Source organism: Shewanella sp. HN-41 (genome assembly GCF_000217915.1).
In the GTDB taxonomy this organism is placed as follows: Bacteria; Pseudomonadota; Gammaproteobacteria; order Enterobacterales; family Shewanellaceae; genus Shewanella.
In genome coordinates, this window is record NZ_AFOZ01000046.1 from 115,779 (window position 1) to 138,049 (window position 22,271).

A 22,271-nucleotide genomic window follows, 5' to 3' on the forward strand; every position below is an offset into this window, starting at 1 on the left:
CTATGCGACTCTTATTGGTTGAAGATGATATCGAACTACAGAGCAACTTAAAGCAACACCTGCTCGACGCCCAGTACAGCATAGATGTTGCTAGCGATGGTGAAGAGGGGCTGTTTCAAGCGCTTGAATATAATTACGACGCCGCCATTATCGATGTTGGCTTACCCAAACTCGATGGTATCTCCCTGATCCGCAGTGTGCGTCAAAAAGAGCGCGATTTTCCGATCCTAATCCTCACCGCAAGGGACAGCTGGCAAGATAAAGTCGAGGGTCTAGACGCGGGTGCCGATGACTACCTGACAAAACCCTTCCATCCCCAAGAGCTAGTCGCCCGCCTGAAAGCGCTGATCCGCCGCTCGGCAGGTAAGGCGAGTCCGTTGATTTATAATGGCCCTTTTAGCTTGAATACCAGTAGTTTAGAAGTGCGCAAGGGCAAGCTGCTCATTAATCTCAGCGGCTCCGAATACAAATTATTTGAAATTTTTATGCTGCATCAGGGTGAAGTGAAATCGAAAACTGTACTCACGGAACATATTTATGATCAGGATTTTGATTTGGACTCCAATGTTATCGAAGTCTTTATCCGCCGCCTACGTAAAAAACTCGACCCTGATAATCAATACAATCTGATTGAAACCTTGCGCGGCCAAGGCTATCGCCTAAGAGTGTTAACACCAGAGCAAGGTGCCGATGAGTAAACGCGCCTTGGCATGGCAACTACTAAATTCCCTTAAAGCACGGCTCGTTCTCAGTGCACTGTTATTTATTTTAGTGTTACTGCCACTGATCGGCGTCGCCCTCAACGACGCCTTTACCGAGCAGGTAAAGAGCGCGACTAAAAATGAGCTCAGTGCCTATGTTTATTCGGTATTGGCGGTCACCGAAGTTGAAAATAAGCGGATTTTCATCCCCGAGTTGGTACTCGAAAACCGTTTTAATCTTATTCAATCGGGGCTTTATGCCATAGCTACCACTGAAGATGCAAAGCAGGAGCAAACCATAGTCTGGCATTCGCAATCCTTTATGGGTATCACGCCACCCGAGCACTTTACCATTCCCCCCACGGGCAAAAGCGCCTTCGAACAAATCGACCTTGCTGGGGCGCCACACCTTATCTATAGCTTTAGCGTGAGCTTTGCGAGTTTGAATGAAAATGTGCCCGTCACTATCCATATCATTAAGGATGAGCGAGAATTCCAACAACAAATTGACCAATTTAATCAACAGCTTTGGACTTGGTTAGCGATTCTCATGTTAGTCATGCTCGTGTTCCAATTGAGTTGGTTATTGTGGACACTCAGACCGCTGGCACGCTTCACCCAAGAACTCCACGATGTTGAGCAAGGTAAATCGACCCAGTTAAGCAGCCAATATCCTAATGAATTACAGGCGGTGGCGAGGCAACTCAATATCCTGCTCAATACCGAACAGACCCAGCGCAAGCGCTATCGCAATGCCCTCGCGGATTTAGCCCATAGCCTGAAAACGCCACTGGCGGTTATTAAGAGCCAAGCGGATTTAAGCGAGGCCTCGAGTGAGCAAGTGTCTAATATCAGTCGGATCATTAGCCATCAGCTCAAGCGCGCCCAGACAGCCGCGGCGGCCTCTTGGCATTTGGGGATCCGGGTCGACGAGGTCGGCACAAAACTGCTGCGAACCTTAGCGAAAATCTACCGAGAGCCGCAGATAAACCTGACTGCTGACATGGCCGAGCACGCGGTATTTAAGGGGGATGAAGCCGATCTCACCGAGATTTTAGGCAACCTGCTCGACAATGCCTGTAAGGCGGCAAAATCCACAGTCAAACTAACCGTAACGGGTGATGCCTACCAATTGCAGATTTGTATCGAAGACGATGGCCCAGGGATCAGTGAAGCCCTGCAAACTCAAATATTTGAACGGGGGATCCGTGCAGATTCCTATCGCCAAGGAAATGGAATTGGGTTGGCGATTGTCCGTGACTTAGTTGACAGCTATAACGGCCGAATTTCCGTATCGCGTTCAGAAACTTTAGGTGGTGCCAAATTTAGCCTCAGTTTTATTCACTCTGCTTAATCTTTATTTTCAATAAGATAAATAACATTTAAATAAAAATAGCCCGGCGACACACTGTTGGGCACCGCAAAACACTTTCAGCTTATGTTCATATTCAAACGCCTATGATGCCAATAACATCCTCAAACAGGATTATTGGAGCACATCATGAACAGATTACATCGATGGAACTGGCTAGTATTATCGGTGGCATTAGTTGCCCTACCGTTCACTGCACCAACCCAAGCTGCAGGCGTATCGGTCAGTCAAGGTTCAAACACCGCGATAGGTCAGGCCGAACTCGAGCAAATGTTAGCACCGATTGCACTCTATCCCGACAGTTTGTTGAGCCATATTCTGATTGCCTCTACCTATCCACTCGAAGTGGTTCAGGCACAACGTTGGTTGGAGGATCATCCTAAGTTATCGGTCGAGCAAGTGATGTCACGCACCGAAGATAAGGAATGGGACCCGAGTGTTAAAGCACTGATGGCCTTCCCCAATGTATTGCAGAAAATGAGTGAAGATCTGGACTGGACCCAGAGATTAGGGGAAGCCTTTTTAGCCGATGAAGCTCAGGTTATGGATGGTATTCAGTCACTCAGACAACAGGCGGATAAGGCTAACAGTTTGGCCAATATGGACAATATGGCCATTACCCGCGCGAATAACCAGATCATCATAGAACCAGCGCGCCGTGAAGTCGTGTATGTGCCTTACTACGATCCCCGAGTTGTCTACGGCACTTGGCGTTGGGGCGTGGCCTATCCTCCCGTTTATTGGGAGTTTGGCGGCTATGTTGGCTACCCTTATCGCCCAAGCCATAGTTACTTCTACTGGTCACCCGGGATCCATATTTCCTTTAACTATTTTTTCAGCTCATTCCATTGGCATAACCACAGGGTCGTAGTGATTGACCACCATCATTCCCATCACTATCGCCCACGGGAGAGATACACTGTCAGCTATGGTGCTCAACCTTGGAAGCATAAACCCGAGCACAGACGCGGTGTGGTTTACCATAACCCCGTGGTGAAACAACGCTACTACGGTGACAGTAAGTTCCGAGGTCGCGATTCCCACTCTAGTGGCAGTGGTCAGCACTTTACTAGTCAGTATTCAAAATCGAGGGAAAACCAAGATGCACGGTATAATCGTGACAACAAAGTCCCTAGCAACAGAGGCCACGATAAGGACAAGGGCAATAACTACAGCCGTGAACGTGCCCCTAGCTTCCAAAACACCCAAGCCGAGTTAAAAGAGCGTCGTGTGGCACCAACAAACTCAGCACAAGCCAACAGGGAAGGTTACAAGAAAGAGCGTAATGACAATGCCCGCCATGATAATCAGGTAAGACAAATGCAGGCTAAGGCATCGAGGGAACAAACCAAGGACAACCCACAAAAGGCAGTATCAAAGCCGTGACTCGCAGCCACGCAATATTGAGACACGAGCTCAGCCACAAAGACAGGAAATACGCCCAGAGATAAAACGTGCCGAACCACAGCGCATGGAACAACCTCGTCAAACGGCTCCAAGACAGCGGGAAGAAGTACGAGTAAGACAGAGCGAACCCCGCCAAAATATACAAACGGCCCGCAGCGTCGAGCATAACCAAGGCAGATCGGCACAGAGCCAAGAGCGTCGCCACAGGGAATAAACATCAAGCATAAAAAAGAGCGCGAATATTCGCGCTCTTTTTTATGCTTAAGTGCTTAGAACTTTAAGGTCAAGGTCTGGCCTTCTCCTAAACCCTGCCACTCGAGGGTCAACTCCATTATCTCGTTGATAATATGTTCAAAGTCCGATTGAGATACCTCGGGCAGCGCTAATTTGCGATTACCGCAGCTCTGCTCTAACAGGTATAAAAAATCCGGCATAGGTCGGCGTATCGGCAGACCACAGCAGAGATTGCAGGGATTCGACTATCGACTCGGTTTGCCAGATTTGGGTCTTCTCCGCAACGGCGAGGGAGGCTTCATTATGCTCGAGGGAAAAGCTGATATCGGCGCCAGCTCGGACTTGAGCAAAAAATGCTCCTTGAATATGCAGACGTTTTTCAACTACATAATGGATCATATCGTGGGGTGCTATCCCCTGTTCGGGCATTTGAGTCTGGGTTGCGCTGCCATCCATACGGACACAGCGCAATTGTCCATAACGCTTCGAACCTTTGGTGAAGATAACTTGCATAAAGCCGTCCTTAATTTATCCATCTTTCCATCGCCAGATTTAGCCAAGTATAGTTCTAAATGGATAAAAAACGGCTTAAAAATTGCGCTCGATAAAACGGGAACAGTCATCTGCAGCCAGTGGTTTACTAAAATAATACCCCTGCACTAAATCACAGCCCATGCTCGAGAGCAGCACCAGTTGTGCCTCATTCTCGACCCCTTCGGCCACCACGGTCAGCCCCAGTTCGTGCGCCATTGAAATCGTCGCCGCACTGATGGCGGCATCGTTCGGATCGTTCTCAATATCCTTCACAAAGGATCTGTCCAACTTGAGTCTGTCTAAGGGCAATAACTTCAAATACGAAAGTGATGAATAACCCGTTCCAAAGTCATCAATCGCTAACTCGATACCATGCTGACGCAACTCGGCCAGTAACTTGGCATTTTGCTCGGGATACTGCATGGCGACACTCTCGGTAATTTCAAGTTCGAGCGCCCCCTTTGGCAGTTTGTGCTTGGTCAGCACATTGATAATATCGGCCACTATGGTGTCTTTGCGTAGTTGATGGGCCGAAAGATTAACCGCCATCCGCAGTCCTTTAGCGCCCTTTTCGTGCCATTCGGCCAACTGAACGAGTGCTTGTTCTAATACCCATTGGCCGATGGGGATAATCATGTCTATCTCTTCTGCGATAGGAATAAAACGATCGGGGGCAACCAATCCCAATTCAGGATGTTGCCAACGGATCAGCGCCTCAACACTCACCATTTGTCCGGTGTTGATATCGATTTGTGGCTGATAATGCAGTCGTAACTCATCACGGGCAATGACCTGCCTGAGCCCAGTTTCGATTTGCTGGCGCTCGGTCACTAAGGTATTCATCGCGGCGGTGAAAAACTGATAGTTATTGCGCCCCGCCGCTTTTGCGCGGTACATGGCCATATCGGCATTTTTCATGAGCGCCTCAACACTGTCACCATCGGTTGGGAACAGGCTGATGCCTATGCTAGGTGATGAATGTAAAGGCTTGCTATCAATGATGTAGGTCTGATTCAAACCACTACGCAGGGCTTCAGCCACCTTAGCGACCCTATCGTGATCCGTATCGGACAACACCACCACAAACTCATCGCCACCCAAGCGCGCAACGATATCGTCACTGCTCACAATACTCTTCAAGCGCCGCGCGACTTCGAGCAACAACATATCGCCGACATGGTGCCCCAAGGTATCGTTGATATTTTTGAAATGATCCATATCGATAAACATCACGGCAATCTGGGTTTGACTGACGAAGGCCTCCTGAAAAACCGTCTCCAGACGCGATTGCAGACTCAAGCGATTCGGCAGCAGAGTCAAAGAATCGTGGTGGGCCAAGAAGTGAATACGCTCCTCATTCACTTTGCGCTCGCTGATATCGGTAAAGCTGCCAATGTAATGACTGACCGACCCCGCTTCATCCCGCACCACTGACATCATCAACCATTTTGGAAAATCATATCCATCCTTATGCCGATCCCAAACTTCACCCTGCCAAAATCCGGTCTGCTCGAGGCCGGCACGAACTCTGGCATCGATACTGCGGTCGGTGCGGTCGGCTTCAAGGAAGCGGCAGTTTTTGCCTATGATCTCGTCCCTTGAGTAGCCAGTGATCTGCGTAAAGGCGCTATTCACATCCACTATGATGTCATTGGCATCCATGATGGTGATGCCTTCACCACTTTGTTGGAATACCTGAGCCAATAGATTCACCCGAGCGACGGTGCGCTCCTGTTCGGTAATGTCCTCCACAATAAACAGGATGAGCTGCTCACCATCGTCGGCAGTGACTAGGGAGCCATTCAGCCTCACCGCCACCATCCGCCCATCCTTATGGCGGTAATGCTTCTGGTATGGACCATAACGCCGTGTTTGCTGGAGGCGTTCGAGTTGCTCGATTTCACTCAAGCGATAACGAATAGGAGTGAGTTCCCAGGGGTCTAGGGCCTGCAATTCCTCAAGGGTATAACCGGTAATATCAATAAAGGCTTGGTTGATGGCGACAAACTGCCCATCCTCTAGCCGTTTTAAGGCGTGTCCCACCGGCGCCTTATCGAACAGGGTACGATACTTTTGCTCACTCTCCATTAAGGTGGCTTGGAAGGTCTGGCTACGGGCAATCTCCTTTGAGAGTGCCATGGTTTTTTCCGCTACCTTTTCGGCAATACGGTAGCGCTCCCCCGAAGACACTAACGTCATACCGCCTACTATGGCGCAGGTAATAAAGGCGAGCAGCAACATCAGCAGCGACAGGCTAAAGGTGTCACCCATCAAGGTGGAGTAAGACTCGTAAATCACTATATGCCAGTGCCTGTCGGCCAGCATTAGGTTAGCCTGATAATACTGGCCCATCCTGTCACTATGAATATTGCCTTCAAAATCAGGAAATTTCTTCTTACTATTGGTGTAGAGCAAGGCCCCGCCAGCACTCATGTCAGTCAGGCGCCAATGCAAGCCTTTGACCTGCTCCACTTCGTTGATAATCGATTGCAGATCGATCACCGCCGAGCAAAAACCCTCTATATTGCCTAAACGGTCGAATACTGGCGCAATGAAGAGTGTACCGCCTGGACCATTAGGCTCCTCCACTAACTGGATCTTACCCGTCATCACGGGCGATAACGTCATACGAACTTTTGCAATGGCGAGCGCCCTAGCTGGTTCGCCATTGATATCAATGCCAAGGGCGGCTCGGCTGGTATTCAAAGGTTGTACAAACTTAACCGGCACCAACCAACCATCGGGATTAGGCTCTCCACCGTCTAAGTATCTAATCTTATAGGGCTCACCTAACTCGGCGCTGGTCTCGGCCTCAAAACTGTCTTTATCACTCGCGGCAATCAGTGGCGACCAAGCCCAAGCCCGAAAGCCATCTAATTGCAGTTGGTTACGCTTACCAAACTGAATAAATTCGTCCTGAGAGACCTGTTCGCTATTATCGAATAAACTCGCGAGTGCAATCACTTGCTGTAGATTCGACTCCTGAAAACTCTCAACACTATTGATAATAGCATTAGACTGAATTTGAAACTTATCTTGCAGTTGTTGCCGTTGGTTCATATCCGAGTAGTAATAAATCCCGACACAGAATAAAAAACCGACTAACAGCGGAAGTCCTGTCTGAATGCGCCTTGAGCGCCAAATGGAACGGTGGTCGAATATCAGCATAGTGAGCGGGATAAAGATCACCGCCCCGAGTAAGTCACCAATCCACCAATTTACCGCACTCCCTAATACATCCTTAATAGGAATAGTGCCATTGGCCACCAAGGCGGCGTTAGCAAACAGCGTGGCAATCATGCAGGTCAAGGCGAGGCTGAGGCAGGATTTAATAACAGTGTTGGGTTTATCTAAGGTTACCAAGGGGTCAATACGACGGACCCAATTGGCGGAGACATAGGCCTGTAAGCTAGATGCAGATGCGATCACTAAGGGCAGCCAACCTAAATGAAGTGCTCCGCCGATATTGATATTAAGCAGCCAAGAACCGAGCAAGATGCCAAACCAAGGCGAATGCTTGCTCCACAGGAGGCAGGAGGCAATGGCAATTCCCGCCGCAGGCCAGATGGCAGCTGAATAACCTGGCGGTAAGGCAATCAACAACCCAATTTTGCCAACAGCAAAGTAAGCCAAGGCAAGGAGTAAATTGACCTTAAGAGAATGAGCAAATGCTTTGATATTCAATCCTTTTTATTACTAAGCCGCAACTCAGATAGGCTCCATAATGCCTTAATCCACAAATCAATCTCAAGCTTAGTAAATGCTAATTGTAAATTCAGTATTAAATCGCCTCCGTAAACTCCCCGTGAAGAGTCTGTTTGCTGCGGTGAAATCTGCTAGACCCGCGCCAAGCGCTCAATGAGGTATTGAAATGGAGAGCATTGAGGGAGATATTTAGTCAGCTCAAATTTCGTGTAGATAAGTGCGCTAAAATGGATGGAGCAGCGGTGCATTTAGGTGATTTTCACGCCTCAAATTGTTCACATTTAACCCAAGACATTTTCTGATTTAGCTCACATTAACCCTATTTTTGCGAGCGTAATCCATATAAATTAGGTTAAATTGGTTATCAAATTGTTTTAACTTGGTTTTAATTAAGGTTTTTTAATGCAAATGCCGTTTTGAGCCTGGGATCCACTTTCAATCAATCCCCGCTTCTTGTTATCCTCCCGCCCGCACAAAAAAGTTGCAGCTTGAATTTTTATTCAGCCAACGATTTCCTCCCGTTCAGCCGGACCTGTTAATTGAAATTCGCACTCAGCCAATTTATCGCTGAAGGATTGAATCTCGTTGCGAGGTTCTCCCACTTCAGTATGACAAACCTAACCCTACTTTTTGGGTTACTGTTTGTGCTGCCCGCAGCTGACTTAGTGTCAGTGATGGTCGGCGGCTGTATCGATATTGGTGAGTTAATCACCTTGAGCGATGGATTTTTAATCGAGTTTTTCGGCGCCACGCTGCTGAGCATATTACTGCTCGACCCCCAGATTATTAAGCAATTGTGGAATCTGTTCGACAATGGCTTCAAGTTTTTCAACAGCTTAGATTTAACTAATGCTGCCCAGTTTTTAGCACCCCCAAGGCTAAAATCCCTCGAGCACCTTGCGCACGGTTGTCGCGCCCCACCATTGTAACTCTCTGTTTTAAAATTCAAATTTAGCATTAAGCGCTGAAAGTCGATCCTCAATCTTGCATTGGGGTGGTAGGCATTTTTTGTGCCGCGCTCGAGCCACTTTCGGATTTGCCTTCGGATAACACCGCTCAATGCTACTGCCAATCTCTCTGGGCAGAGTTGTAAACCTTAGGGTTAGAGGAATCTTCCTTTGTTAATTCGAAATTTAAGTAAAGTAGCATTCGCGGCGATCGCCCTGATGCTCGCAGGCTGTGATGGCGGCGTATTGGATCCCAAGGGCCAGATCGGTGTCGATGAAAAGCACCTGATCATCATCGCTACCCTACTCATGCTGATTGTGGTTATCCCCGTCATCTTCATGACTTTGTTCTTCGCATGGAAATACCGCGATGGCCGAGATCATGAGGTTTACGCCCCTAAATGGTCCCATTCAAGTGCGATTGAAACCGTGGTTTGGATTGTGCCGATTGTGATCGTTGTGATTTTAGGCGTGATCACTTGGGGCTCGACCCATGATCTCGACCCTTATAAACCGCTCAAACACGAAGCAAAACCGATTACGGTTGAAGTGGTTTCGATGGACTGGAAATGGTTATTTATCTATCCAGAACAAGGCATCGCATCGGTAAACGAGTTGGCATTCCCAACCAATGTGCCAGTGAACTTTAAGATCACCTCAGATACCGCAATGAACTCTTTCTTTATCCCGCAGTTAGGTAGCCAAATCTACTCAATGGCTGGGATGACGACTAAGTTGCACCTGATTGCCAACGAACCCGGTACCTATGACGGTATTTCCGCTAACTATAGCGGCGCAGGTTTTGCGGGCATGAAGTTTAAAGCCATTGCCACGCCAACGGCGGCCGACTTCGATGCTTGGGTAGCCAAGGCCAAACAACAGGCGACTAAGACCTTAGACTCTGCGACTTACCAAGCCTTAGCACAGAAAAGTGAAAACAATCCTGTTGAATACTTTGGCTCAGTGAGTCACGGCATGTTCGATCAAATCGTTATGCAATACATGCACATGGACTCAAACGAGAACATGGCAGGCCATGAAGGTATGGAACACATGAGTGCCGACCACAATATGGCTGGCATGCACCACGATATGGCGCATATGGCGAGCGACCAGAAGATGGCCGACATGGAAGGCTCAACCCATTCTGACACTTCATCTACAGAACACTCATCCACTCACCAAGTGGAGGCGGAGTAATCATGTCTTTTCTCGGTAAATTAAGCTTAGATGCGATCCCGTATCATGAGCCTATCATCATGGTGACCCTTGCGGTTGTTGCCGTGATAGGCCTGTACGTCGCAGCCTTGATCACTAAACACAAAAAATGGGGCGTGCTTTGGCACGACTGGTTAACCTCGGTTGACCATAAACGCCTCGGTATCATGTACATAGTGCTTGCCTTCATCATGCTGATCCGCGGTTTTTCCGACGCCATCATGATGCGTACTCAACAGGCACTGGCCACCAATGGCGCCGCAGGTTATCTGCCACCAGAACATTACGACCAAATCTTCACTGCCCACGGCGTGATCATGATTATCTTTATGGCGATGCCATTTATGATCGGTCTAATGAACTTAGTGCTGCCACTGCAAATCGGTGCCCGCGACGTTGCCTTCCCCTTCTTGAACAACCTCAGCTTCTGGTTAACTGCGTCTGGTGCCGTGCTGATCAATATTTCATTAGGTTTAGGTGAATTCGCCCGTACCGGTTGGGTAGCTTACCCGCCGTTGTCTGAACTGGCTTACAGTCCGGGAGTTGGGGTCGATTACTATATCTGGGCACTGCAGATTTCGGGCATAGGGACAACCTTAACCGGGGTCAACTTTATCGCGACTGTGCTTAAGATGCGCGCGCCAGGTATGAAGCTGATGCAAATGCCAATCTTCACTTGGACTTGTACGTGGGCGAACATATTGATCGTTGCGTCATTTCCTATCTTAACCGCTGTGTTAGCTCTGCTGACACTCGACCGTTACATGGATTTCCACTTCTTCACCAATGACGGTGGCGGTAACGCCATGATGTATATCAACCTGTTTTGGGCGTGGGGACATCCTGAAGTTTACATCCTGATTTTGCCTGCTTTTGGTATTTTCTCCGATGTGATCTCAACCTTTACCTCTAAACGCCTGTTCGGTTACACCTCTATGGTGTGGGCGAGTGGTGCGATTTCAATTCTAGGTTTCATCGTTTGGTTACACCACTTCTTCACCATGGGCTCAAGTGCCAACGTCAACGCCTTCTTCGGGGTGATGACTATGGTGATTGCGGTTCCAACCGGGGTAAAACTGTTTAACTGGTTGTTCACTATTTACCGCGGCCGCCTGCGCTTAACTGTGCCAGTGCTGTGGACCTTAGGCTTTATGGTGACTTTCACCATAGGCGGTATGACGGGCGTGTTATTGGCCGTACCTGGTGCCGACTACGTACTGCACAACAGCTTGTTCCTGATCGCTCACTTCCATAACACCATTATCGGTGGTGCCGTGTTCGGTTACTTAGCCGGTTTTGCTTACTGGTTCCCGAAAGCGACGGGTTTCCACTTAAATGAGCGTTTAGGTAAAGCTTCATTCTGGTGCTGGCAAATTGGTTTCTATGTGGCCTTTATGCCGCTGTATGTACTCGGTTTTATGGGTATGACTCGCCGTATCAACCACATTGATAACCCTGCATGGAACATGTGGATCTATATCGCTGCCGTGGGTGCTTGCATCATCATGGTCGGTATCATTCTGCAATTCGTGCAACTGTACGTGAGTATCCGTGACCGCGACCAAAACCGTGACACCACGGGCGACCCATGGAATGGCCACACACTGGAATGGTCAACCGCCTCACCACCACAGTTCTACAACTTTGCTAAGTTGCCACAAGTGTCTGATATCGATGCCTTTACCGATGCCAAAGAAAAAGGCACCGCATATCAACGCCAAAAACACTATCAGCCAATCCATATGCCGAAGAATACCCCGAGCGGTATCTTAATGGCGCTGGGCATTACCGCCGCTGGTTTTGCTGCGATTTGGCACATTCTGTGGCTCGCGATTGTGGGCATGGTGGGCGCGTTTATCGTGTTCTTATTCCGTGCTTATAACAACGATGTCGACTATTACGTTCAACCCGATGAAGTGGCACGCATTGAAAATGCTCACTTAAACAATGTAGTAAGGGGCTGATATGAGTGTTGCAATCCCAGCTGATTTAGAAGTTGCTCACGCCGAGGAGCACCACGAGCACCATGATACGGGTGGCAACACCCTGTTTGGTTTTTGGCTCTACCTGATGACCGACTGCATCCTGTTTGCATCGGTATTTGCCACCTACGCCGTGCTCTATATGAACACCGACGGCGGTGTATCGGGTAAAGACATTTTCGAACTGGACTTTGTGCTGATCGAAACCGCAGCCCTGCTGCTCAGTAGTATTACCTATGGTTTCGCGTTGATTTTCGCTAAGCGCCACAACAGGTTGACGACTCTCACTTGGTTAGCCATTACCTTTGCACTGGGCTGTGTGTTTATCGGCATGGAAGTCTATGAGTTCCATCACCTGATCGAACATGGCAATGGCCCACAACGCAGCGCCTTCCTGTCATCTTTCTTCACCTTAGTGGGCATGCACGGCTTGCACGTGACCGCTGGGTTAATTTGGATGGCGATTATGATGATTGAAGTCGCCAAAACGGGCTTAGGTAACCGCAGCATCACTCGCCTGAGCTGCTTAAGCTTGTTCTGGCATTTCCTCGACATAGTGTGGATTTGCGTATTCACCGTAGTGTACTTATTGGGAGCACTGTAATGGGCGCACATACTCAATCACATGACCATAGCCATGGCGCAGATGATCTGGCCGCCAGCATCAAGTCCTACTTAGTCGGTTTTGTGCTGTCAGTGGTGTTAACTGCCATCCCATTCTGGGCGGTAATGACCCATCACTTCGAGCAATCGACGACGCTCGCCATCGTCGTTGTCGCGGCACTGGTGCAGATTTTGGTACACCTTAAGTACTTCCTGCACTTGGACTTCTCTAAGGAAGGCAAGATCAACACCTTCTCCTTCCTATTTACCGCGCTGATCATCGTGATGGTGGTTGGCTTGTCGGTATGGATCATTCTCGAAGCTAACGCTTTGATGATGTAACGAGACACAGCAAATGAACACACAAGCTAGATTGACATCGACGCAATGGAAAGCACGCTTCAAAGGGTATGTACAGGTCACTAAGCCTGGCATCATTTTCGGGAATCTGATTTCCGTTGCTGGCGGCTTCCTATTGGCCGCTAAGGGCGATGTGGATCTGGTCTTGATGCAGGCAAGCTTAGTGGGATTATCCTTAGTCGTCGCCTCAGGCTGTGCGATTAATAACTGTATCGACCGTGACATTGACGCCAAAATGCAGCGCACCTGCAAACGCGTCACCGTCACAGGCGAAATCCCCCTAAGCCATGTCTTGCTGTTTGGCATCGCCTTAGGCGTACTTGGATTCGGCATCTTAGCCCTGTTCACCAATGCCTTAGCCCTGCTGTTTGCCGCTATTGGTTATGTCGTTTATGTCGGGATTTATAGCCTCTATATGAAGCGAAACTCGGTTTACGGCACCTTAGTCGGCAGCTTTTCGGGCGCAGTACCGCCCGTGGTGGGCTATTGCAGCGTGACAGGTCAAATGGATATGGGCGCAGTGATTTTATTACTGATGTTCAGTCTCTGGCAGATGCCGCACTCCTACGCCATCGCGATTTTCCGCTTTAATGACTATGCAGCCGCGAAGATCCCCGTGCTGCCCGTCGCCGAAGGGATGGCCAAGGCGAAGCACCATATAGTGCTCTATATCGCAGTGTTCGCCTTGGTCAGCACCATGCTGCCACTCGCAGGTTACACAGGTACAGCATTTATGGCCGTGACCTGTGCCACCAGCCTCTGGTGGCTAACTATGGCCCTCAAAGGTTATCGTCAAGATGTGGATATGCCACGTTGGGCCAGACAAGTGTTTGGTTTTTCAATTATTACCATCACAGCACTCAGTGTAACTATGGCGCTGGATTTTCAAGCGGTCAGTCAAACCCCACTGTTTACCTTAGTGCGATAAACATAACCTTTATTCAAAAACAAAAGCGCTAACCTAGGTTAGCGCTTTTTTATTGCCATTCCCATCAAAGACAACCCAAGCTCTTGTTCTTAGAGCCAAATCAACCCAGACATCATTGCTTAAGCAAGTTAGCACGCGTCTGCTCGATATCCACACCTAGCATCTGTAAGAACCCATCGACGCCGCCATATGACGGTTCGATTGTCTCGAAGAATATTCCAGCTTAATTAACATTCTATCCAACCGCTTTTGCGAGCCTCCCCCATTCACTACTGACATCCTATAAGCTGCAGTATGCGCTTTGCCATCATAGGTATAAGTGTTCGAGGTTAAATAGCCGGCATAACACCCCAAACAACTACCTCTTTATGGGTAGTTGCAGCTAGGAACTACCTCTTTTTAGGTATATGATTTTAAAAGGGTTTTTGCACCAAACTTGTACAACCATTGTTAAACCTGCCCTGTTGTTGCGCAAAAGTTAAGCCTCACTAACTCGGTAAATTTTAAAAAATTGTTGTAAATCATCACTGTTTCATTTTTGGCCTAGCTGTTGCTTATACAGTTCTACTCAATAGAGGGGGACTGCCAGTGAAGCTAATTCAGACAAACTGTGCCTACTGCGGTGTAGGGTGTGGGATCAGAGTGACAGAACGTGCGCAACAATACTCACTTAAAGGTGATGCTGAGCACCCTGCGAACTATGGTCGTCTATGCCAAAAGGGCGAGCGTCTACTGCAGACGCTGCCAATGCCCAATGCACTGCGTTATCCCCGTCTGGGTGTAGATGGCAAACAACTCAGTTGGGATGAAGCAACAGCACTTATCGCCAACAAATTTAGTGCAACCATTGCTGAACATGGTAGTGATTCGGTTGCCTTCTACCTCTCAGGTCAACTACTCACAGAGGACTATTACGTCGCCAATAAACTCGCCAAAGGCTATTGGGGTACCGCAAACGTCGATACCAATTCGCGGTTATGTATGTCGTCGGCGGTCAGCGCCCATCTGCGCGCCTTTGGTGAAGATGTAGTACCTGGTTGCTATCAGGACTTTGATCTGGCCGATGTGATTGTCTTGGTCGGAGCCAATACTGCATGGACTCATCCAGTCTTGTTTCAGCGTATTCTGCGGGCCCGTGAAAGTCGCGGTACTAAGTTAGTGGTCATAGATCCTCGTCGCACAGCTACCGCGCGCCAAGCCGATCTGCATATCGCCATTAGCCCTGGCCAAGATTTGTGGCTATTCTCGCTGCTATTTAAACATCTCGCGCAAACTGATTGTGTCGATCATGACTATATCGCCCAACACACCAATGGCATGAGCGATGCTCTTGCGCAGTTAACTTCTTGGCTTGGCAGCGATACCGTCGCACTGCAACAATGTGGTGTGTCAGCCTCAGCATTCCAGCAATTGCTGGCGCTATACCGTGACCATCAAGCGGTGATGACCGCGAGCTGTATGGGCGTAAATCAGTCCATGACGGGCACAGATACCACCAATGCCATCATCAATTGCCATTTGCTCAAGGGTCATATCGGTCTGCCTGGCTGCGGCTTCTTTTCACTGACTGGGCAACCCAACGCCATGGGCGGCCGTGAAGTCGGCGGTTTAGCCACCCAGCTTGCAAATCACATGGGCTTTAGCATTGAGGAGCGTCAGTTACTGGCAGATTTCTGGCCCGCGAGCAACATAGCTTCGAAAGCTGGACTGACGGCGCTGGAGCTTTTCCAAGCCATGGATGAGGGAAAAATCAAAGCGGTATGGATTATGGCGACTAATCCTCTAGCATCCTTACCCGACTCAGCCCTTGTGCGCCGAGCGCTACAAACCTGCCCCTTCGTCGTGGTTTCCGATATTAGCAGCGATACCGATACCGCCAAGTTAGCTGATTTATTGCTTCCAGCCCAAGGCTGGTCAGAAAAATCGGGCACAACCACCAACAGTGAGCGTCGTATCAGTCGTCAACGCGCCTTTAAATCCGCCTTGGGTGAAGCACGCGCCGATTGGCAAATGGTGTGTGATGTCGCCAGCGCCATGGGCTATCCAGGCTTTGACTACCCCAATGCTGCCGCGGTATTCCGTGAATACGCCAAACTGTCAGCCAAGGTTAAGCAGGCATTCCCCTATAAACAATTTGATTTGAGTGAATTACAGCATCTGTCCGATGCCGATTATGAGGCTCTGAATCCAGTGCAATGGCCCGTCACTCAGCAGCTCACCCATTCCCGTTTATATAGCGATGGGCAGTTTTCCTTTGCAGACGGTCGCGCCCGATTTGTCTTGCCCGTAACAACTCCAGTTCATCAGCAAACGACGGAACATCAGGGCTCCTTGCTGCTGATCTCTGGTCGCAGTCGCGATCAATGGCACACTCGCAGCCGTACTGGTCATGTGGCGCAGTTGGTGTCCCACGAACAACAGCCCTGTGTGTACGCCCACCCAGAGACTTTGGCGGCGCAGCGGCTCACCTCGGGCCAGTTGGTCACGCTTACTAGCCAAAACCACACAGAATTTACCCGCGAACTCTTAGTGCAAGTGCTCGCCGACGAAACGGTACAATTCGGTCATCTGTTTATGTCGATGCACTGGACTGGCCGTGAAACCGGTATTGCCAGTGTGAATCAGTTACTCGATAGCCGCTTCGATCCGATCTCCAAACAACCCGCCTTCAAAGGTCAGAGGGTTTCTATTACCAGCCGCGCCGAGGTGTTGCAGGGCATTGAGTGGGGCAATATCACCGCGATTGCAGACCAGCTTTATCAGTTCGATCAAGTTTTGCTCGAAGGCTCATGCCGCCATTTGGCGATTCGCCAAGACGACTCACCCACGGCTACCAACGGCCTCAAATGGGCTGTGGGTGATGTTGAAATCCATTGCCAACTCAATGTTGGCCGTATTAGTGCTATTCGTCTGTTGTCACCACTGCGTATCGCTATCGATAAAGAAGCAGTGCTTCGGCTCATTGGTGACATTGCCAACGCCCAATCCATTGGCAAGTTAGAGCGGCTAGTATGCACAGGCGATAGCCCTTTGGTCTGTGTCTGCAAAGGCGTGAGCCGCGATCAAATCATCACAGTGGCACAAAGTTTCACGCCAGCAAAACGCTTGGAAGCGGTGCAGCAATTAACAGGTTGTGGCACAGGTTGTGGCAGTTGCCGCGGTGAGTTGCTGTCAATTCTGGAGCAAAGCTTTGCCGCATCCGTTTCAGCGGTAACCATGGGAGGAGTTCAAGATGCAGAATAATATGCACACTTCGTTGCAGGTGCTTTTGCAAAACAACACCTTACCATCACTCTGCGCGGGCAGCGTCGCGCTCGTAGGCGCGGGTTGCGGTAGTTTGGGCAATCTAACATTGGCCGCACTGAAACTCATCGCCAGCGCCGAAGCCGTGGTTTTTGACGCGTTAGTCGATAGCGATATTTTAGTGCTGCTTCCCGAAACCTGTGAGCGGTATGACATGGGCAAGCGCGGCGGCAATGTCTCTGCGAGCCAAGATGCGATCAACCATAAATTGCTGGAGTTGGCACAGCGCGGCTTAAAGGTCTTGCGTTTAAAAGGCGGCGATCCTGGGGTCTTTGGCCGTGGTGGTGAAGAAGCATTATTTCTAGCGCGCCACGGGGTGAAAAGTCAGTTTATTGCAGGGGTTACCGCGGCGTTGGGTTGCGCCGCCTCGGCGGCAATCCCCTTAACCCATCGTGGGGTTGCCCGCTCTGTGACCTTAGTGACAGGCCACCAGCAGGACGGTGAGACCACTCATCATTGGCGTACTTTGTTAGCACTGGGCAGCACTTTGGTGTTCTACATGGGCAAAGATCAGGCGCAAAAAATTGCCGCGTCCTTATTGCTTGCAGGCGCCGATGCCACATTGCCGATGGTATTTATCAGCGCAGGTTGCCGCGAGCAGCAACAGTTGTTTTACGCCACAGTCAGTACAATGACTGCGGCCGCCAAGCAAATCCATACGGATGGCCCGACACTGATGATCTTGGGCGAAGTGGTCGCCGTTGGCAGTGAGTTACAACAGTTGCTGACAGATATTGATAGCGGAGGACTACGCCATGCTGTCGCCGGTTAATGTTGAATGCAATATCAGCGCCCGCGAACTGGTACATGCGCTGGCCGCTGGCCCTAAAAAAGCGCGCAGCTTAAACGTCAATGAGGCCCGTGCCATGGTGCATCTGTGGGCCAAGGGCGAAATGGATGATGTGCAATTTGGCTCACTGCTGCTCATCATGCGTCATCGCGGTGAAACCGCCGATGAAGTTGCGGGAGCGGCATTGGCACTGCGGGATTTCAGTGTATTTACCAGTGTTCCAGAGCTGAATGCCACTTTAGATTGGCCCTGTTACGCGGGCAAACGTGAACAGTTTCCCTGGCTGCTATTTTCCGCCCTGCGCCTTGGTAAAAAAGGCCAACGCATTGTGCTCCATGGTGATGAATTGGCCTCGCCAAAGCGTAATCATGTCGGTGCCTTTGTGAAGCAAGTGGGGATTCCCGTTGCCATCGATGCCGCCAGCGCAGCCAAGGCCTTGGACGACCAAGGTGTCGTGTACATGGGCCTCGATAGCATGCTGCCATTATGGCCACGAATCCGCTCACTACACCGCATATTGGCGCTGCGCACATTACTCACTCAGGCGGTGCGCTTCTTTAATCCTGCCAACTGCCGTTACGGTGTTCGAACCTACTTCCATCATGGGTTAGATGTGCATTACCAACAGGTGTTGGCGGCGATGGCCCCCCATTGCCCTGAGCTGGAATTGGTGATTTTTCGCGGTCATCAGGGTGAGGCGGAAATCAATCCACGGGTGGAGAGCGAACTACTGTTCTGCCGCAGCGGAACCGTGCAAGCCATGACCTTGCCCATCTGCGCACCAGAAGGTACGCAAGCCCAGTTACAACAGCTTGGCAGTGATGACGAAGTGCTCCAACGCTTCACTCGCTGTGCACGTCCAGGTGCTGGCGATAATAGTCTGCAAGCAGCCACAGTTAACGCCACATTAGCCGTCATTCTGCTGTTACTTGGGCAAGAAAAGGACATCTGCACGGCCCTTAAACTCAGCTACGGCGGTAAAGTGGCAGCCAACCCGGCCATAGAAGCCCTGTGCCAAATGCTGGTTCAACAGGGATGCAGCAACGAATCCGAAGCCTTTCAATTGCTTCGCGCACAATCAATGCGTACTGGCATAGGGATGGAACAACTGGCAACACAACTGCTGGCGCAAGTCGCGGCAGCATAATGCTGAAAACGCCTACGGGCTCAGCATCGGGACAGGCAATTTAACGGCTCGTCCAAATAAAATCGGGTAATTAATCATGGCAATGGCGCCACACTCCTAACAGAGGAGCGTGGCGCTATTTGTTTTTATAGCTTTAGAAATGGCAGCGAAAGCACGGGAGATCCTATGTCAAACCTCAAACCCAAACTGGTTGTCGTCGGCAACGGCATGGTAGGCCACAACTTTGTTGAACAACTGTGCGAGCAGGGACTTCAACAGCAATTGGATGTACTGGTGATTGGCCAAGAGAAACGTATGGCCTATGACCGTGTGCAGTTGTCGTCTTACTTTAAAGGTGCCAGCTTAGATGATTTAGCGCTCAGCACCCGCGAGCAATATGCCCAGTGGGGTGTCCAAGTCAAACTCGGTGTTGCTGTGGTGGGGATTGATACCGAGACCAAACAGCTCTTCTTGGCCGATGGTAGCCGCGAAGCCTACGACAAACTGGTGTTAGCAACAGGCTCCTATGGCTTTGTGCCGCCGGTGAATGGCGGTGAGCGTCCTGAGTGTTTGGTCTATCGCACCACTGACGATCTACTCGCCATTGAAGCAGCAGCAAAAAATGCCAAAACTGGTGTGGTGATTGGCGGAGGCTTACTCGGGCTAGAAGCCGCACATGCGCTCAAATTGTTGGGCTTAAAAACCCATGTCGTTGAGTTTGCGCCACAGCTGATGCCAGTGCAATTGGACGCCAAGGCCGGAGCACTGCTTAGCGCGAAAATTGCTGCCCTTGGGGTCGACATTCACACAAGCAAAGCCACAGAAGAAATTGTCGATGGTGAAACCGGACGGCTACGCCTGAAGTTCGCCGACGGCGAACAGCTGGATGCCGACATGCTAGTGTTCTCCGCAGGCATCCGCCCCTTTGACAATCTGGCCGGCGGCGCGGGTCTTTGTAAAGGCTCCCGCGGTGGTTTTGCGGTAGATAACTATTGCCAAACTTCAGTCAACGATATCTACGCCATCGGCGAATGTGCCAGTTGGAATGATCGCATCTTCGGCCTAGTCGCCCCCGGCTACCAAATGGCTAAGGTGACCCTTGGACATATCGCCCAATCCCTCAAGCTAACCGATGCAGCGAGCGGCAGCTTCACCGGCGCCGATATGAGCACAAAACTTAAATTAATGGGCGTCGATGTGGCCGCTATCGGTAACAGCCGTGGTAGCGATACCAGCCGTTTTGTCGAATTAATGGACGAACCTGCGGGTATCTACAAAAAACTGTGGCTCAATGATGAGGGCAATGTCATCACTGGCGCCCTGTTGGTGGGGGACACCAGTGACTATGGCACGCTGCTCAATCTGTATCTCGGCGGCCAAAAGATTGAAGGCAGTGTAGCGGCGCTGCTGCTATCGGGTGATGCGCCTTCGCTGCCCAAATCCGAAAACGATCTTATCTGCTCCTGCCATCAGGTCAGTCGTGGCAACATCCTCAAAGCAGTGACTGCGGGTGCCCATAACTTAAGCGAAATCAAACGCTGCACTAAGGCGGCTTCAGGTTGTGGCGGTTGCGCCAATAGCGTACAGAAGGTGATCAACGAAGGCTTGGCAGCCCAAGGCGTTGAGGTGAGCAAGGCACTGTGCAGCCACTTCGATTACAGCCGTCAGGAACTGTTCCATCTTTGCCAGGTTGAAGGCATTAAGGACTTCGCTACCCTGCTCAAAAAACACGGTAAGAGCCATGTGCACGGCGTAGGTTGTAACACTTGTCAGCCGGCCGCAGCGTCAATTTTTGCCTCACTCTATAACGGCCACGTGTTGGCGGATAAACGCGATCAGCTGCAGGACACCAATGATGCCTTTCTCAGCAATCTTCAAAAGGACGGCACCTACTCAGTCGTGCCGCGTATCGCTGGTGGAGAAATCACCCCAGACAAGTTAATTGCCATAGGTGAAGTGGCTAAACGTTACGATCTCTACACCAAAATTACCGGCGGCCAACGTATCGATCTGTTCGGCGCCCAGCTCTCTGACCTGCCAAGTATTTGGGAAGAGCTGATTGCCGCAGGCTTTGAAACTGGCCACGCCTACGGCAAATCGCTGCGCACAGTGAAATCCTGCGTCGGCAGCACTTGGTGTCGCTACGGCGTGCAAAACTCGGTCAGCATGGCGATTGAATTAGAGAATCGCTACAAGGGACTGCGTTCCCCCCACAAGTTGAAGATGGCCGTTTCAGGTTGTACCCGCGAATGCGCAGAGGCCCAAAGTAAAGATATTGGTGTGATTGCCACCGACAAGGGCTGGAACCTGTATGTCTGTGGTAATGGCGGCATGAAGCCGCGCCATGCCGATCTATTTGCCAGCGATCTTAGCGACAGCCAACTGGTCGAACTCATCGACAAAGTACTGATGTTCTACGTGCGTACCGCCGACAAACTGCAACGCACCTCGGTGTGGCTTGAGAACCTCGAAGGCGGTTTGGACTACCTCAAGCAAGTCATTTTACAAGATTCACTCGGTATTGGTGCCGAGCTGCTGACCCAGATGCAAACCGTGGTCGACAGCTACCAATGCGAATGGAAAACCAGCGTCGAAAATCCTGAGCTTCGTGCTCGCTTCAATGAGTTTGTCAATCCGCAAGCTGCGCCAGTCAATGCACAGCTTAAGTACCAACGCATCCGGGAGCAACGGATCCCGGTGTCCATCGTCACAACAGCAACCGAGGAGGAAACCCTATGAGCTGGGAACGAGTATGTGATACCTCCGCATTGCCGGTAGGTAAAGGGATCGCGGCCTGGGTTGCCGGGCGTGCTATCGCGATATTCAACTTAGGGACACAGGGTGTTTACGCCTTGGATAACCGGGACCCTGCCAGCGGCGTTAGCCTGCTCGCGCGGGGGCAAGTATGTGAGTTGGACGGCGAGTTATACGTCTGCTCACCGCTGTATAAACAACACTATCGCCTGACAACTGGGGCGTGTTTGGAAGATCCACAGTTACGTGCTCAAAAAGTGGATATCCGTATTGATGAAGCCGGCGTTTGGCTGGCGGGAGCATAATC

At 50.3% G+C, this 22,271-nt stretch carries 14 protein-coding genes and 2 pseudogenes; 14 read left to right on the forward strand and 2 right to left on the reverse strand.

Going from position 1 to position 22,271, the window contains the following annotated elements; all coding sequences use genetic code 11:
* The first annotated feature begins 2 nt into the window (after window positions 1-2).
* The 3 genes and pseudogenes from SOHN41_RS18660 (at window position 3) to SOHN41_RS18670 (ending at window position 3,694) form a co-directional block, all read left to right on the forward strand.
* Window positions 3-698, forward strand: a complete 696-nt coding sequence (locus SOHN41_RS18660) for a response regulator transcription factor (protein WP_007652072.1) — start codon at window positions 3-5, stop codon at window positions 696-698.
* Complete coding sequence (locus SOHN41_RS18665; protein ID WP_007652074.1) at window positions 691-2,055, forward strand: ATP-binding protein; 1,365 nt, start codon at window positions 691-693, stop codon at window positions 2,053-2,055. Before SOHN41_RS18660 ends, SOHN41_RS18665 begins: the two co-directional genes overlap by 8 nt.
* 147 nt (window positions 2,056-2,202) lie before the next feature.
* Window positions 2,203-3,694: pseudogene (locus SOHN41_RS18670) on the forward strand (DUF3300 domain-containing protein).
* Window positions 3,695-3,749: 55 nt separating this feature from the next.
* On the opposite strand, the pseudogene SOHN41_RS18675 reads toward SOHN41_RS18670, so the two are convergent.
* Window positions 3,750-4,227, reverse strand: a pseudogene (locus SOHN41_RS18675) (cytoplasmic protein).
* 75 nt (window positions 4,228-4,302) lie between these two features.
* Window positions 4,303-7,932, reverse strand: a complete 3,630-nt coding sequence (locus SOHN41_RS18680; protein WP_007652082.1) for an EAL domain-containing protein — start codon at window positions 7,930-7,932, stop codon at window positions 4,303-4,305.
* 629 nt (window positions 7,933-8,561) lie between these two features.
* On the opposite strand from SOHN41_RS18680, the gene SOHN41_RS18685 reads away from it, so the two are divergent.
* From SOHN41_RS18685 to nirD, 11 genes are all read left to right on the forward strand, one after another.
* Complete coding sequence (locus SOHN41_RS18685; protein WP_007652083.1) at window positions 8,562-8,882, forward strand: hypothetical protein; 321 nt, start codon at window positions 8,562-8,564, stop codon at window positions 8,880-8,882.
* Window positions 8,883-9,071: 189 nt separating this feature from the next.
* A complete protein-coding gene (gene cyoA / locus SOHN41_RS18690) occupies window positions 9,072-10,100 on the forward strand; it encodes a ubiquinol oxidase subunit II (protein WP_007652084.1) in 1,029 nt (342 codons plus the stop codon).
* A gap of 2 nt (window positions 10,101-10,102) precedes the next feature.
* The gene (cyoB, locus tag SOHN41_RS18695) at window positions 10,103-12,082 is read left to right on the forward strand and encodes a cytochrome o ubiquinol oxidase subunit I (protein ID WP_007652085.1); all 1,980 of its coding nucleotides are present in this window, start codon (window positions 10,103-10,105) and stop codon (window positions 12,080-12,082) included.
* Window position 12,083: 1 nt separating this feature from the next.
* Window positions 12,084-12,704, forward strand: a complete 621-nt coding sequence (gene cyoC / locus SOHN41_RS18700) for a cytochrome o ubiquinol oxidase subunit III (protein ID WP_007652087.1) — start codon at window positions 12,084-12,086, stop codon at window positions 12,702-12,704.
* A complete protein-coding gene (gene cyoD, locus SOHN41_RS18705; protein ID WP_007652088.1) occupies window positions 12,704-13,045 on the forward strand; it encodes a cytochrome o ubiquinol oxidase subunit IV in 342 nt (113 codons plus the stop codon). The genes cyoC and cyoD overlap by 1 nt, the downstream gene beginning before the upstream one ends.
* A gap of 13 nt (window positions 13,046-13,058) precedes the next feature.
* The gene (gene cyoE / locus SOHN41_RS18710; protein ID WP_007652094.1) at window positions 13,059-13,991 is read left to right on the forward strand and encodes a heme o synthase; all 933 of its coding nucleotides are present in this window, start codon (window positions 13,059-13,061) and stop codon (window positions 13,989-13,991) included.
* Window positions 13,992-14,579: 588 nt separating this feature from the next.
* Window positions 14,580-17,234 (forward strand): molybdopterin-dependent oxidoreductase, encoded by a 2,655-nt coding sequence (locus tag SOHN41_RS18715; RefSeq protein ID WP_083820807.1) that lies wholly within the window; start codon window positions 14,580-14,582, stop codon window positions 17,232-17,234.
* Window positions 17,224-18,066: a uroporphyrinogen-III C-methyltransferase gene (cobA, locus tag SOHN41_RS18720; protein WP_007652096.1), complete on the forward strand. Its 843-nt coding sequence runs from the start codon at window positions 17,224-17,226 to the stop codon at window positions 18,064-18,066. The genes SOHN41_RS18715 and cobA overlap by 11 nt, the downstream gene beginning before the upstream one ends.
* Window positions 18,050-19,231, forward strand: a complete 1,182-nt coding sequence (locus SOHN41_RS19655; RefSeq protein ID WP_007652097.1) for an ANTAR domain-containing protein — start codon at window positions 18,050-18,052, stop codon at window positions 19,229-19,231. Before cobA ends, SOHN41_RS19655 begins: the two co-directional genes overlap by 17 nt.
* A gap of 165 nt (window positions 19,232-19,396) precedes the next feature.
* Window positions 19,397-21,949, forward strand: a complete 2,553-nt coding sequence (gene nirB, locus SOHN41_RS18730) for a nitrite reductase large subunit NirB (protein WP_007652098.1) — start codon at window positions 19,397-19,399, stop codon at window positions 21,947-21,949.
* Window positions 21,946-22,269: a nitrite reductase small subunit NirD gene (nirD, locus tag SOHN41_RS18735; RefSeq protein ID WP_037459681.1), complete on the forward strand. Its 324-nt coding sequence runs from the start codon at window positions 21,946-21,948 to the stop codon at window positions 22,267-22,269. The genes nirB and nirD overlap by 4 nt, the downstream gene beginning before the upstream one ends.
* Window positions 22,270-22,271 lie beyond the last annotated feature (2 nt).